This window comes from Vaginisenegalia massiliensis, from assembly GCF_900604935.1.
In the GTDB taxonomy this organism is placed as follows: Bacteria; Bacillota; Bacilli; order Lactobacillales; family Aerococcaceae; genus Vaginisenegalia; species Vaginisenegalia massiliensis.
On record NZ_UWPC01000004.1, the window covers coordinates 1 to 14,620 of the forward strand.

General features: G+C 32.7%; 15 protein-coding genes, 1 pseudogene and 1 riboswitch. Of the genes and pseudogenes, 14 read left to right on the forward strand and 2 right to left on the reverse strand.

Translation table 11 applies throughout. The annotated features are described in order from the left end of the window. The first annotated feature begins 4 nt into the window (after positions 1-4). The 5 genes from EIH20_RS08725 to abc-f all read left to right on the forward strand — a co-directional run bounded on the left by EIH20_RS08725 (position 5) and on the right by abc-f (position 6,218). Positions 5-97 carry an IS3 family transposase gene (locus EIH20_RS08725; protein WP_420894250.1) on the forward strand — a complete coding sequence of 31 codons (93 nt, stop codon included), beginning with the start codon at positions 5-7 and terminating at the stop codon, positions 95-97. A gap of 174 nt (positions 98-271) precedes the next feature. Further along, positions 272-1,261, forward strand: a complete 990-nt coding sequence (locus tag EIH20_RS03195) for a hypothetical protein (protein WP_124057925.1) — start codon at positions 272-274, stop codon at positions 1,259-1,261. Positions 1,262-1,758: 497 nt separating this feature from the next. Then, positions 1,759-2,784, forward strand: coding sequence for a virulence RhuM family protein (locus tag EIH20_RS03200; RefSeq protein WP_124057926.1), 1,026 nt, complete (start codon positions 1,759-1,761; stop codon positions 2,782-2,784). A 2-nt stretch (positions 2,785-2,786) separates the two neighbouring features. Further along, on the forward strand, positions 2,787-3,398 hold the full coding sequence (locus EIH20_RS03205) for a Type 1 glutamine amidotransferase-like domain-containing protein (protein WP_124057927.1): 612 nt from the start codon (positions 2,787-2,789) through the stop codon (positions 3,396-3,398). Positions 3,399-4,309: 911 nt separating this feature from the next. Then, positions 4,310-4,408: riboswitch (SAM riboswitch) on the reverse strand. 277 nt (positions 4,409-4,685) lie between these two features. After that, complete coding sequence (abc-f, locus tag EIH20_RS03210) at positions 4,686-6,218, forward strand: ribosomal protection-like ABC-F family protein (protein ID WP_124057928.1); 1,533 nt, start codon at positions 4,686-4,688, stop codon at positions 6,216-6,218. A gap of 366 nt (positions 6,219-6,584) precedes the next feature. Here abc-f and EIH20_RS03215 read toward each other — a convergent pair. Further along, a pseudogene (locus EIH20_RS03215) lies at positions 6,585-7,253 on the reverse strand (HAD hydrolase family protein); the annotation flags it as partial. A gap of 535 nt (positions 7,254-7,788) precedes the next feature. Between EIH20_RS03215 and EIH20_RS03220 the strand changes: the two are divergent. The 5 genes from EIH20_RS03220 (at position 7,789) to EIH20_RS03240 (ending at position 11,294) form a co-directional block, all read left to right on the forward strand. After that, positions 7,789-8,520 (forward strand): CPBP family intramembrane glutamic endopeptidase, encoded by a 732-nt coding sequence (locus tag EIH20_RS03220; RefSeq protein WP_164470852.1) that lies wholly within the window; start codon positions 7,789-7,791, stop codon positions 8,518-8,520. A 49-nt stretch (positions 8,521-8,569) separates the two neighbouring features. Next, positions 8,570-9,097 (forward strand): hypothetical protein, encoded by a 528-nt coding sequence (locus tag EIH20_RS03225; protein WP_124057930.1) that lies wholly within the window; start codon positions 8,570-8,572, stop codon positions 9,095-9,097. 100 nt (positions 9,098-9,197) lie between these two features. Next, positions 9,198-9,743 carry a hypothetical protein gene (locus EIH20_RS03230; protein ID WP_124057931.1) on the forward strand — a complete coding sequence of 182 codons (546 nt, stop codon included), beginning with the start codon at positions 9,198-9,200 and terminating at the stop codon, positions 9,741-9,743. A 220-nt stretch (positions 9,744-9,963) separates the two neighbouring features. Continuing rightward, on the forward strand, positions 9,964-10,173 hold the full coding sequence (locus tag EIH20_RS08635) for an AAA family ATPase (RefSeq protein ID WP_124057932.1): 210 nt from the start codon (positions 9,964-9,966) through the stop codon (positions 10,171-10,173). A gap of 35 nt (positions 10,174-10,208) precedes the next feature. After that, positions 10,209-11,294 carry an ATP-binding protein gene (locus EIH20_RS03240; protein ID WP_478212818.1) on the forward strand — a complete coding sequence of 362 codons (1,086 nt, stop codon included), beginning with the start codon at positions 10,209-10,211 and terminating at the stop codon, positions 11,292-11,294. Between the two features lie 142 nt (positions 11,295-11,436). Here the strand turns inward: EIH20_RS03240 and EIH20_RS03245 are convergent, their stop codons facing one another. After that, positions 11,437-11,829, reverse strand: coding sequence for a hypothetical protein (locus EIH20_RS03245; RefSeq protein ID WP_124057934.1), 393 nt, complete (start codon positions 11,827-11,829; stop codon positions 11,437-11,439). A gap of 254 nt (positions 11,830-12,083) precedes the next feature. On the opposite strand from EIH20_RS03245, the gene EIH20_RS03250 reads away from it, so the two are divergent. From EIH20_RS03250 to EIH20_RS03265, 4 genes are all read left to right on the forward strand, one after another. Then, entirely contained in the window at positions 12,084-12,269 is a 186-nt protein-coding gene (locus tag EIH20_RS03250; protein ID WP_124057935.1) for a hypothetical protein, read from the forward strand. 92 nt (positions 12,270-12,361) lie between these two features. After that, positions 12,362-12,949, forward strand: a complete 588-nt coding sequence (locus EIH20_RS03255; protein WP_206424095.1) for a rhomboid family intramembrane serine protease — start codon at positions 12,362-12,364, stop codon at positions 12,947-12,949. A 79-nt stretch (positions 12,950-13,028) separates the two neighbouring features. Continuing rightward, positions 13,029-13,934: an alpha/beta hydrolase gene (locus EIH20_RS03260; RefSeq protein ID WP_164470853.1), complete on the forward strand. Its 906-nt coding sequence runs from the start codon at positions 13,029-13,031 to the stop codon at positions 13,932-13,934. 160 nt (positions 13,935-14,094) lie between these two features. After that, the gene (locus EIH20_RS03265) at positions 14,095-14,490 is read left to right on the forward strand and encodes a hypothetical protein (protein WP_124057937.1); all 396 of its coding nucleotides are present in this window, start codon (positions 14,095-14,097) and stop codon (positions 14,488-14,490) included. Positions 14,491-14,620 lie beyond the last annotated feature (130 nt).

The following is a 14,620-nucleotide window of genomic DNA, read 5'->3' on the forward strand; positions in this document are numbered from 1 at the left end:
CTATATAGAATATTATAATTTAGTTAGGAAGAAGAGAAAATTAAAAAGCAAGACTCCTGTAGAATACAGAAATCTTGCTTTAATGACAGTGGCTTAATAAAAAGTTCAACTTTTTGGGTCCACTACAAATTGGGAGATAGGTCTTTTTTTATCTGTTCATGCTTTCAAGATGCAAATAGTGATGTTTTAATTGGGAAACGGACTTCTATCGAAAAATATTTCGGAATTATTGATAGAATAGAACCTTAATAATTTAGAAGGCGGGTTTTAAGTGGGGAAAAAGAAAAAACAATCGAAAAAAGATTTAAAGAGAAGATTATCTGAGCAATTCCAAAGTACAGTTAGAAAAAGTAGAATTAAAGAATGTTTGCATCCTAAAAAAGAAGAGTGTAGCGAAAATATTATTAAAGCTCACTCGATTCAAAATAATAAAATCTTATCAAAAATATCAAAAAATGGCAATGTAATAATGCCGATACCAAAACCAGATAATCCATTCCAGCTAACAACAGAATATGGTAGAAAAAGAGCAACTGTTTTTACAGGTTTTTGCGGTCATCACGACCAAATGTTCAGTCCGATTGAAGATTGTGATTTTAATTATGAAATTAAACAGGTATTTCTCTATATATACCGAGCTTTTGCAGTCGAATATCATAGAAAGATGGAGGGAGTTAAACAGCAAGAAGAAATGAAAAAATATACTTCAGACTCAATAATCGATGACCTTCAATTAGCTTTTACCTTAGCAAAAAGAGACATGGAGAAAGATAAAGAGGTATTTGATGCGGCTATTTTGAATAATGAATTTAATATTTTAAACTATGTTGTTTATGATTTTGATAAAGAAATAAAATTTGCTGCTACTGGATTTTTAACGCCGACAGATGATTTACAAGGGAATAAAATACAAAATTTATCAGACTTTGAGGCTAAAATGTCTAATCTATATTTTAGTGTATTTCCAGAAGAAAATAAGAGTTACGCAATTGTTGCTGCGTTAAAAAATGATGAATCATTAACCGATTATATAACTAGTTTAAAAAGATTAACCCAAGAAGAACAAATAAATTTTATTAATCATTTAATCATAAAAGGGACAGAAAATTTAGTTATTAATCCTAATGCTTGGTATGCACTCACAGAAGAAGACAAAGAGAGCTTTAATTATTCATTTGCTCAAATTGAAGATTTTTTTGGAATGCCTACTGACAAAGGATACCAAATTAAAAATCAAGGGTTTGATTTATTTAATTTATGAGATGGATAGCCTACTTATTATACGAGATGTATTGGTTAATGGTGGAGTTCTCTAAAAGGATGATAAGATAGCGTTTATGTTAGTAAGTAAATGAGATGAATTAGCTTATAGTTTACATGTCGAGGCCGTAGTATTGCTTACAAGGAACGAAGTGACGAAGTAAGCAATTACGAAGACCTGTGCGATAGCTGTGGAACAATGAGACGTACGGATATCGTAAGCGTAATGAAATGATTCGATGATAGCTAATGACAAGTATATATTTTCAATGTTAAATCTTATATTTTTGGCTATGTTGAATTTTAGCCATCAGGGTACTGAACAACAAATCTTATCGAGGGTATTAGAATTTGGAAGTCAAATTGAAATTCATGGAGGCAAGTTATAAACATTGCCTCTATTATTTATCACCGGAAACAGAACATTTGTTCGTTTTTGTGGTATAATCGATTTGTAAAGTACTAATGACAAACTATATTTTTTAGCTAGGAGGATCTATGAATAAGGATAAGATAGTAATTCGGTCAAGCGCTGCAGAATATTTAACGTTTGTTGCATCTACTGGTGAAAATGAAGAAAGTTTTGAGATGCGATATGAAGACGAGAATATTTGGTTAACTCAGAAGATGATGGCTGAATTATATGATGTAGATGTAAGGACAATTAATGAGCACATAAAGACTGTCTATACAGATCAGGAATTAAGTGAGAATTCAACTATCCGGAAATTCCGGATAGTTCAAACTGAAGGAGTTAGGCAGGTAAGACGCGAATTGATTCACTATAACCTTCAAATGATTATATCTGTTGGTTTTAAAGTCAATAATCAAAGAGCTGTTCAGTTTCGTAAATGGGCGGGGCAAATTGTTAAGGACCATACTATTCAAGGTTGGACTATGGATAAAGAACGGTTAAAAAAAGGGCATATGTTTACAGACGAATATTTTGAACGACAGCTTCAATATATTCGAGAAATTCGTTTGTCCGAACGAAAGTTTTATCAAAAAGTAACCGACTTATATACAACTGCTTTTGATTATGATAAAGATTCTCGGACGACAAGAAAGTTCTTTCAGACAGTACAAAATAAATTACATTATGCAGTTCATCGTCATACAGCTTCAGAGCTAATTGTTGAAAGAGCAAATTCTAGAAAAGAGAATATGGGGCTTACCTCTTGGGAAAGTGCTCCCGAGGGAAAGATAATTAAGTCTGATGTTGTCATTGCTAAGAATTATTTGACGGGTGACGAAATGAATTTTTTAGAAAGAATTGTTTCTATGTATTTAGACTATGCTGAAATGCAGGCAGAAAGAAAAATTCCAATGAGTATGGAAGATTGGGCGAATCGTTTAGATAGTTTTATTGAATTTAACGGTAGAGATTTATTGATAGGGCCTGGAAAAATCTCTGCTGAACAAGCGAAATTACATGCTGAAAGTGAATTTGAGAAGTTCAGGATTATCCAAGACCGCACATATGTTTCTGACTTTGATCGTTTTTTATTAGAAGGAGATGACTAACTATGAAAACTTTATTTTTAACGAGTTCTTTTCTAGGAACATCTGAAAAATTCGTTAAGGAAATTGAACCAAAATTAAAGAGAAAATGCGTAACATTTGTTGACACAGCTAATAAAGTTGAAGAATACACTAAATATGTAGATGATGCGAGAAAGTGGTTCTTGGAAAATGATTATAACCTGACGGAGTTAGACTTTTCGGTTGAAAAGAGAGATAAAATTATTAAAATACTCGAAGCTACAGACTTGCTTTATATTAGTGGAGGGAACTCATTCTTTCTATTACAAGAAATAGAAAAGAAAGATTTAAAAGAAGTCATCAGTGAAAAAATTTCAAAAGGTATGATTTATGTCGGAGAGTCAGCAGGCGCTATTATTTCTGCTCAGGACATCGAATATTCAGCTTTAATGGATGATCAATCGAAGGCACAGAATCTCAAATCAACAGCTGCATTAGGATTGATTTCTAAATATATTGTTCCGCATTTTGGTGAAATTCCGTTTGTTGAAAGTGCACAAGCTATCGTTGATAAGTATACTGATTTAGACTTACTTTTGATGGATAATCATACGGCGGTGTTGTACCAAGATGATGAGATTAATATTTTAGAATAATATTTACATCAATACTTTATATCCAATATTTCAAAAATCAATCCAACTCTTACTAACGATACATGTGGAGTGTGTAGTATTGATTACAAGGAATGAAGTGACGAATTAAGCAATTACGGAGACCTGTGCGATAGCTGTCGAAGAATGAGGAGTGAAACGACGAAATGATTCGAGACAGCGAACCGCCGAGTGTATAGTATTAATTGAAAAAGTAAAATAAAGAATATGATAAGAATAAGGTTCCTGGACGTTTATGATGTTTAGGAACCTTATTTTTTGTTGAGTGATAGTGATTATTTTCGGAACTTTTGCAACTTTCAGGCTGAAATTAAGGGGCGTTTGGGGGAATAAATCAAAGCTCTAAAGCTAGGTGTGATAGGATTTGTTAAGATATTTATAAATTTAGTAATAATTAGCGTCATCGAATTATCAGTAGATAATTAGTCCGATAGAAGGTGTTCCTATATAGTAGAATCCAACTGTCATGAATAAAGTGTCAAAGCAGGAATTCATAAATGTTGTCGTTGTTTGTTTATAGCTTAGTAGTTTTTATTTATAAAGGAGAAGTCAAAAAATAAATCAACCAGAGTATCATATGTCTCTTGATCAAATGCTTCCTTAAAGTACCGATAGGCATTAACACTCCTATTTCCAACACAGCATAGACAGACTATCCCAATATGAGCTCCTCCATTAGGTAGATGCGTATTTACTAAAAAATCCAATCATTTTATTTCAGATTACCACTTTGACTCTGCGAAATCTTAAGTAAGACATTAAACCTAGCTCTCTAATCACTTCAACAAACTCTTCAAAAGTAACTTTCTTCTCTTGCAACAATCCAATCATTCTTAGTTTATTATTCAATTAAAAAGTACAACGAGATTCGTCGTGCTAGAAAAATAGTTATTAACTCATCGGCCTCTTTCGAGTTGGATTTAGCACCTTTCCAAAAGGTAGATTGCTTCAGCTTAAATGGGCCAATTCCCTCCGCTGACTCTGGATAAGTTGTGGTTATTAATTGTATTAGGTTAATAGCATAATGATCATATAATTACTAGAATATTGATGTAGTCATCTTACATCTATGATAAAATATAGTTAATAAATAGAAACGAGAGGTATAAAGACATGGTGTTATCTATTAACTAATTCTCTAGACTAAATTTCTCCTATAAATCAAGGGAGAAGTATGCAGTCAGACTGTTAGTTGAGAGCTAGCCATGTCTTTTTGTATGCTTAGTTTTAGTCTAGCTTTATGTTTTTGAATTAAAGGAGGCTAATATTATGCATGCGATTAAATTACAAGATATAAAAAAAGAGTTTACCGACCGCGTTTTATTTGAAGCTGATTCACTGATGATTAAGCGATCAGAACGTATAGGGATCGTAGGAAGGAATGGTCAAGGAAAATCTACCCTATTAAAAATGATAATAGGTGAAGATAATGGTTATGATGGAGAAATAGAAAGCCATGGAAGAATTGAATATGTCCCGCAAATAAAAGAAACTTCCACTATGTCAGGTGGAGAACAAAGCATGACGCTCATTCAAAAGGCCATTCATTCTCATCCTGATATTTTAATGTTAGATGAACCTACGTCAAATCTAGATGTAGAAAATTTGAATTTATTGATAAAATGGCTTAAAGAGTATTCGGCAACATTAATATTTGTAAGTCACGACCGATACTTATTAAATGAATTAGTCGACAATATTTGGGAAATTGATCGAGGAAAAATATATACTTATTCAGGAAATTATGATGATTTTCAAACTATGAAGCAATTAAAAAGCAAGCAGCAAGAGGTAGCTTACAGTGAGTATCAAAGAAAAATTAAACAATTAGAAAGTGAAGCTCAAAGACGATTTGAAAAGGCCTCAACTTTCAAAAAGCAAAAGAAGAATGTAAGTACATCAGACTACAAGGTAAATTCTTATGCTGGGAAATATGATGCACAAGAAAAAGCAATGGCCAAGTCAGCTAAAGCTCTAGAAAAGAGAATTAAGAAATTAAATCATGTGGAGGCTCCTGTTAAGGAACGTTCATTTGTTTTCAAAGAAGTAGGTCATCTTCATAGGAATGCTAGTACCTTAATTAATCTAAATGAAGGTAAGCTATTTTTCGAGAATATATACTTATTTTCATATCCTCCCTTCAAAGTAACATTTGGAGATAAGTTGTCTATAAGTGGACCCAATCAAGCAGGGAAGACCTCCTTTTTGAGAGCCATTTTGAGTCAAACATTAAAAGGCTACTACTCCCAACATTTAAATATCGGTTATTTTTCCCAAAATTTCAATGTACTAGATTTGAATGAATCACTTTATAATAATGTAAGAAAAGGGAGCTTACAGACTGATTTTGTTATTAAGAATATTTTAGCTTCTCTAGGTTTTGATAATAAAGTAATTTATCAAAAAGCAAATGTTTTATCAGGTGGCGAGCGAGTTCGGTTGTCATTTGCTAAAATTTTATTAGGCAACCATAATTTATTATTATTAGATGAACCCACTAACTATTTAGATATTGATACTTTAGAATCGATAGAAGGCTATATTAAGAATTATCCAGGTTCTGTCATTTTAGTTTCTCATGATCAAACCTTCGTTGAAGCGACGACTAACCAGCATTATTTTATTGATGGTGGACAATTATTGTCTCCTGTCTATCGAGAAAAGAATAAAAATCAAGTAGAACAAGAACTATTATTATTGCAATTTCAATTAGATGAAATGATTATGAAACCTGAGATGCAGTTAGAAGATATAAGAGAAATCCAGAGGAAAATTGAAAAGTTGAGAAATAATGCCAGTTAAATAACAGTCTAACATCATATTCGACAAAACGATTTGCATACATACCTTACTTATGGCACATACTGAGTGTGTAATATTGCTTCAAAAAAATAAATATTGACTTTGATAAGAATAAGGTTCCTAAACATTTTTGATGTTTAGGAACCTTATTTATTGATTATATATAAAAGTAGCTTCTTTTTGAAAAACTAGTTAAATTGATTGCTAATAATATGATCCTAATATTTTTCGAGTCGTTGAAAATTCTACTTTAACTAACTTTTCTCATCAAAAAATTATGCTTCGTTTGATCAAAAACGAGCACTATTATTTACCAAAAACATACGTTACTTAGTATTATTGAGATTTAAAGTACTCGTGTCATGTTTATTTTGCTACTTCATTTTTGAGGTGTGATTGAATGGATAATGCTATCTTTGTAACGTCCTTTGGCAATACTTCGGTAACGTTATAGTTTAAATCTATATTTTTATCATTACTTATGTAGTATGATTTCTGCGCATGTTTTAATAAATCATAATCATTAATATCATTCCCATATCCTATATAGTCATGATCTTCAATATATTTTTTGAGAGTTGAATATTTGTTGACTTCTCGAGCTGTTATATCGATGTTTGAGTCTGTACGATGATAGTTTACTGAAATATTATCATCTATATCAGCTAAGTTTTGACATATATCTTCATAAAAGTTTTCAGGAATATCGATTAAGATAATTTTGATTGGCTGTTCTATTTCATCCATTGAAACATTTTTAGCAAGATGCATAGGGTCTAGTTGTCGATAAATCAAATTACTGGAATCTACTTTAGCAGAATAATCAAAAGCTCCATCTATAATATAATTAAGATTATTCTCTTTAATTATTTTTTTCAAATTCATGTAATCATTGTTCGATATATAATCAATGACCTGAATGGCTCCATTATCCGAAACAATCGATCCATTTCCACCGATTAATAAATTTTCTTTGAACCGTGTCACCACAGGAAGGAGATCTCTAATCGGCCTTGCAGACGCAAAAATTAAATCGTGATTTTTATTTAGTTCGTCTAATGCTTAAATTATTTTTTTGTCAATAAATTGACCATTAAAACAGATTGTCCCGTCTATATCGAATACAAAATACAATTTTTTCACTCCAAACAAAATCAGATATACAAAAAATTGTATATTATTGATATTTTTTTGTCTACTAATTCTCATTAAAGACGAATCGGTTGAAATTAAGCTAAAAATGGAGGAGTTAAATTTTTTGTATAATAATATCCTTATGGGACAGTGCACAATTTTGACAAAGTAATTCGAACCTACTTTTACAAAATGAATATAGAAAATGAATTCCAAAGTAAAATTAAGGATTTGTCTCACCTATAAGTTAGAAAAGTCTATCTTTAATTAAAAACGCTGTATAAAGTTCTAAAGTCTTATGTATTTGTTATGAATACTTTATTATAATTAGTTTAATAAGTCTGAATTGATTAGTTTAAAAGGAGCTATCACAGATAGTCACAAGTATGGAACCTTTTTTATGTAGTTGAAGAGAATTGGAATATTAGCCAATTCAATGGATAAAGTGATTTACGGAGGGCATATGAAACGTTCACCTGATTTTCAAGCTAAAGTAAAGTCTGATGCTATTAGGCAAATAGTCATGGTAAGTCTTATGAGTTTTGTGATTCTAATTTTGATTGTTGGCATAGTTTTTCCAACAATTAAAAATTTACCCCTAATCGTTGTTCAAATAATGCGCTTTATACTACCTTTTTCAGTATTAGTTCTACCATGGGTTTATATGAGACAAAACCAAGAATCATTTTTAGACTACTTTAAACTTAAAGGCAACCAGAAAAAAGAAATTATTATTGGATTACTATGTGGTTTAAGTACTTATATTATTTTTGGTGGCTTATTTACATTCATTGGTCAAAATAAATTTCCTAATGTATCTCCCGATATCAATTGGCTAAAGATGATTTATGGACTCTTCTACTATATTTTCTCCATAGCTTTAACTGAAGAAATACTTTTTAGAGGTTTCATTTTTAATACTTTTCTTAAAATTAGACATTCAAGAGGGCTAGCAATAGCGGGATCGTCCATCTTATTTGGGCTTTATCATATAAGTCATGGCAGCCTCATACAAGTCATTGTTACTGGATTAATGGGATTTATATATTGTATGTTCAGGGAAAAAATAAAAGGGTGTACATTACTTTCTTTGATTATTGCTCATGGATTTCATAATTGGCTAATTGACTTTGTGCCATACATTATTTATGTAATGAATAGAAATTAATTTCAACAATAAAAGAGATAATAGCCACTACTAAAGGAGCGTTGAAGACGTGGAAAATAAACAAGTTTTAATTTCTTTATTATTGTCAGCTAGCCTTGGAATAATCTGTATTTTGGCCGGAGTCTTGATTAGGAAAATAACGGATAAGAAAAATAGATCTTGTTCAAAACAAGCAATTGGACATGTTGTCAAATACGATTTTCCTGGTGATGTAAAGATGTATCCAGTTGTTGAGTTTGAAGCAGAAGGCCAAACATTTTTGACAAAGAAAAAATTTAATTCGGTAAAAAGTTTATCGATAGGATTTCCTTTGTCGATTGAATCCAAAGCGTACGAGGATGCCAAAGGAAATTTATGTGTGAAAACAGGACCGATTGCCAATTTGAGAAATCTTTCGGAAAAATTGTGGCCACTTGGGAAAGAAATGATAGTTTACTATAATCCACAAAACCCAACCATTAATTACGTTGAGAGACCCCTAACGAATAAATTTTTAACGGCAGCATTTAATATTGCTGGAATGTCAATTATTTTTTTAACGGTTGTACTTTATTTCATTATCTCAAATAGCAATTAAAATTTAGTATTCTACAGTGCTTTATTGAAAATGTTTGAATGAAGATTCGAGAAAACTAAATGCCAGGTTTGATTGAATGTGTATATGAAGAGGAATGACTATGAAAAATAAATCAATATTTATTGGTTATTATAATAATTTGGAAATCTACTATGATAGAAAGTCGAAAACAATCGAGACATCTGGAATAAAAAAGCAAAGTTTCAATCAATCTAAATTAGTTGGTTTAATGCTAGTAACCTATCCCCTTATAAAAATAATCAATTCCATGATGACAATGAGTGGCGTTGAAGCAAGGATTATTGTATGGATAGCCAGTACTATGCTTGGCGTTTTTTTAGGCTATTTGCTAACTAGTAAAATATATAGCAATATTAAGTTGACTCCTATGTCTATGGATAAAGAACAGTTTGAAGACGTTTATTTAGCAAATGAGAAATCATTACAAGTGGTAAAATGGGTGATAATTTGTAGTATTTTAGCTCTGTTTATAGAGGTCTATGTTTATTTAATATCGGGGATTTTCATCGCGGTTTTTACTTACTTATTAAATATTTTCATTGTAACCTTATTATTTTTGGGCGGAGTCCATTCTAGACAACGAATTTTTGAAGAGATAAAAAATTCCTATTCGAGTATGGAATAGATCAATAAGGGTTTGATTCATTTATATAATCAGTTTTCTTGCTACGGCATAAGGAAATAAAGGAAACGTATTATGACTTAAATCTGATTATTATATAAAACTATCACACAAAAGTCCTATGAGTTTTGTTTCTTGTAAACAAAAACTCATAGGACTTTTCGTTATACGTTTGCAAAAATCATAGGACTTTTGGTATTTTCTAGTTAAGGAAGGTGACTTTATGGAACGCTTAATCATGAAAGACCTAATCAAGTGGAAAGAAAAACCTCTTCGTAAACCTTTATTATTAACTGGTGTTCGGCAGTCAGGAAAGACTTTCATAATTAAAGAATTTGGGCGCAAATATTTTGACCATGTTGCGTATTTAAATTTAGAAAAAAACCACAGATTGGGCAGGTTTTTGAACGTGACTATAATATCACGCGTATAGTTAAAGAATTATCCAATTTATTCCTCGATCAAGCAATTGATGTAACTAACACATTATTAATTTTGGACGAAATTCAGATTCAACCTAAGGCTATTACGGCATTGAAATATTTTCAAGAAGATTTACCAGAATTGGCCATTATTGGCGTAGGATCATTGTTAGGGGTAAGTATTAGACAAGATCAGGTCTCTTTTCCAGTTGGAAAGGTAGATCGATTAACCTTATATCCAATGAATTTTGAAGAGTTTCTTATGGCCAACCCTAATAAGAACTATTCTGAGTTAGTGATGAACTACTCCTTATCTGAACCGTTACCCGAATATCTTTTAGATAATCTTGAAGCGCAGTTCAGAGATTATTTAATAGTAGGTGGAATGCCGGAAGCTGTAAAAACTTGGTTCGAGAGTCACGATTTGAATCTTGTTCATGAAGTTCATGATAACTTACTATTTGGTTATGAGAATGATGTTTCAAAATATGCTCCAGCAGACCAAATTGTCAATATTCGTGATATTTGGCGATCAATTCCAGTGCAACTGTCTCAAGATAATAACAAATTTATTTTTAGTCGAGTAAAAGATTCTGCGAGGGCTAAAACATTTGAAGCGGCTATGGGTTGGCTTGTTGATGCGGGATTAATTTATCGATTACATCGAATAGAAAATGCATATGCTCCATTAGCTTCTCAAGCTCAATTAAATCAGTATAAAGTATTCATGTCTGATGTAGGGTTGCTCTTTAGACGAGTAAAGCTTTCAATGAAAGCATTAATGGAGAAGTCGCAAAATACTAGGAATTTTAGAGGATCTTTAATTGAAAATTTCGTGTTAAACGAATTATTAGTTAAAGGATTTCAACCGTATTATTGGACGTCAGGAAATACTGCAGAATTAGATTTTTTAGTAGAATTTAATAGCCAAGTTATTCCTATTGAGGCTAAAGCAAATATTAATACGCAGGCCAAGAGTTACCGTCAATTTATAAATAAATATGAAAGTCTAGTTGGTTTTAAATTTTCGTTGAAAAATATTGGCTATAATCCTGATGAAAAGACCCATAATAATAGTCTACCTCTAGCTTTTGTATGGAGAATTGAGGAGTATCTATCAAAGTATTTTTAGTCAGTGAATTGGCTCACGAGTATTCATTTCACTCGAAATTCCCTTTGAAGATAAGATTAGTCTTTGAAATTATTCGACCCCCAAAAGTTAATTAGTCGTACTAGCTAACTTTTTGGGGGCCAATTCATATTTAGAAAATTTTTTATTGCTTAATGGCGACTTCTTGATTAACTTTTAACACTTTTTCAGAAATGTTAGGGATATTCTTTTTGGGACGGATATACAGAATTAACGTTTCTCCATCCTTCATGGTGATTTTGATTGCTGGATCCATTAAGAATTTATTATGCTTAGCTATTTCAGCCATTTCGGCATAGGGTAGTACAAAAGTTGGGTCTTCATCTTTAAATTGGAAATCATCTGATGCAAGATTAGCCACTAAGCCCAAGATACCTGGGGACTTCTTTAGTTTTTCTTTCATCGTCTGGTAGACTTCCAATTGATTATCGGTAAAGACAAAGACGCCGTAATTTCCTAGCTTTCCAGCGGAATGATGTTTATAACCACCGTCGAAGATCAAACCTTCTTGTGACATCGAGATTCCTCCTTTGTTTATGATAGGAATACCGTATCATAAGTTTGGAAGTTTATAAAAAAATTCGCTCGTAATTATTTTTATAGGACACGGATTAACTTTGAATAGTTTTCAAGGATTTTAAAGATGAGTGTTAAATATTAAGGAGAATGAATATGAATACCATTTTTCGAATAGGGGTATACGCGATTGCAGTGCTAATCTCAAAAAGAATTATTGAATTTTCCTACCGATCAAGGGGGACAAAATTCTCTGTGTTGATAAGTCGTATTTATACCATTCTAGTATTATTGATGGCCATTGTGGGCTTAATCTTTTATAGCATAATGGCTGCGAGTGAAGGAATTATGAAACGAACACTTGCGCTAGGCCTAGCATTTATTTTAATAGCTTTCTTCATTCGAATTCTGTTGAAATATCGAAAAGGACAGAGGAAATAGATAATTAAAACCTGGTCTTTCCTTCGCCGTAGGACAGGGTTTCTTATGCTATAATGTGTTTGATAAATCGGTTAAGCTAGGAGGAATGAAGTGTGACTCTGTTGCATAAGTTCAGATTATCTTTTAACGCTCCAGTGGTTTTGTCTTTTGCTTTAGCGTGTTTGTTTATTTTATTGGGTGATAAATTAACAGCAGGTTTTTTAACGCAGCATTTCTTCAGTGTGTATCGGTCGTCCTTATTAGATCCATTAACCTATGTTCGCTTTGTGGGTCATGTTTTGGGGCATGCCAATTGGCAGCATCTTTTTAACAATATGATGTTATTTCTGGTAATCGGACCGATCTTGGAAGAAAAATATGGCTCAGCTAATCTTTTTTGGGTGATTGTTATCACAGCCTTGGTCACTGGTATCATCAATTTTGCATTACTTCCACAGACGCAGTTGCTAGGGGCTAGTGGGGTAGATTTTGCACTGATTCTCTTAGCTTCAATGACGGGCTTAAAAGAAGGCGAAATTCCTTTGACCTTCGTACTAGTAGCCTTGATCTATCTGGGTCAACAAGTCTTTGATGGTTTGTTTGTCCAGGATAATGTGTCCAACTTCACCCATATTATAGGCGGTTTAGTAGGTTCCGCCCTCGGTTATTCCTTAAATAAAAACAAAATAAATCACTATTAATTCAGCAGGATGGCTCGATTGAATCAATGATGAAGGTGAGACAATGAATAAGCTTATTAAATTTTTAGGGAGAGTCCTAGTGGCCTTAATCATTTTCTTGGTCCTAGTGTTTATTTACCATCAAGTTCAACTTCAACGGGAACAGGCTTATGTGCATCCTTTAGGTGAAATGGTTCAAGTGAAAGATAAGAAGATGTCGCTGGCGGTTCAGGGTCAAGGGGATAAAACGCTGATTATGTTAGCGGGCGGGGGAACCACGGTTCCCATCTTGGATTTTAAGACTTTGGGGTCACAATTGAGTCAGCATTATCGCGTGGTAACCGTCGAAAAGTTCGGTTATGGCTTTAGCGATGATATCCTAGGACCGCGAGACGTAGACACTTTGCTAGAAGAAACCCGTATGGCCTTAGCGAAAAAAGGGATAAAGGGGCCGTTTGTCTTACTACCTCATTCAATGTCCGGCATCCAAGCGCTGCGCTGGGCGCAGAAATATCCAGAGGAAGTAGAAGCCATTGTCGGCTTGGATATGGCGATGCCAGCCTCTTACGACGAAATGAAGTTGAATCCATTTTTCTTATATCTCTTATCATTTTCTGCACGTGGCGGCTTGATTCGCTTGTTACCTGGCGTAGCTGAGAGTGATGCGATGCAACATGGAAAATTATCGGATCAGGACAAGAAAATCTATCGAGCCTTATTTTATCGGCGTACGATGAATGCGGTCATGGTCCGAGAACTGCAAGCAATCAAAGACTCAGCTAAAGATGTGGAGGCTGAGCCTCTTCCTGACGTGCCTTATTTATTATTAGTGTCCAATGGTCAGGGAACGAGCTACCCTAAGGCGAGGTGGCAACAATTCCAAAAAGACTTTACTCAACAAGTGCCTCACGCTCAGGTGATTACCTATGATTGCCCACACTACTTGCATAATTATGTCTATTTAGATTTGGCGAAAGAAATTGAGGATTTTCTTGAAGAGAAATAAAAAAAGTGAATCAACTATGAGTTGGCAATTAAGTCAATTTATAGGTGATTTTTGAACTGTAAAATAAGCATTGAATATTTTGTTAAGAAATTATTTAATCAGTAAAGGTTCCTTGATATAATAATTGTCATCCTAATATTTATTTTGAGAGGCGTAGTCGATGTCAAAGAAAAATAGAGAAGAACTTAAAAAGTTGCAGTCTATTCAGGCAGGAATTGAAGCAGATATAGAAACATTGGAAGTGACTGTAAAAAATATAAAACAAGAGTTAGTAACGAAAAAAATGAATTTAAATCAAATTAAGCAAAAAATCAATAATCTAAGTAAGGATAGCGAAGGTATTTTGATTTCAGAGCATGCTATCATTCGCTATTTCGAAAGGGTTATGGGGTTAAATCTAGAAGATATCACCGAAAAAATTTTACCCATTTCTGATGCAAAGTTAATTGAAAACCTAGGTAATGGTCATTATCCGATTAATCAAGGTGAGTTTAAGATTATTGTCAAAAATGGTGTTGTTGTCACACTTTATACAAATGAAGAGGATAAGATGTGATTGTAATATAAGAATAAAACCGAATTACCGAATTAATGAAGGTCAGTATAAGAAAGTGTTATTTCAAAGATAATCCTACTAATTAAAATAAAATAATACCGTGATATAATTAATAAGGAAAATCAATTTT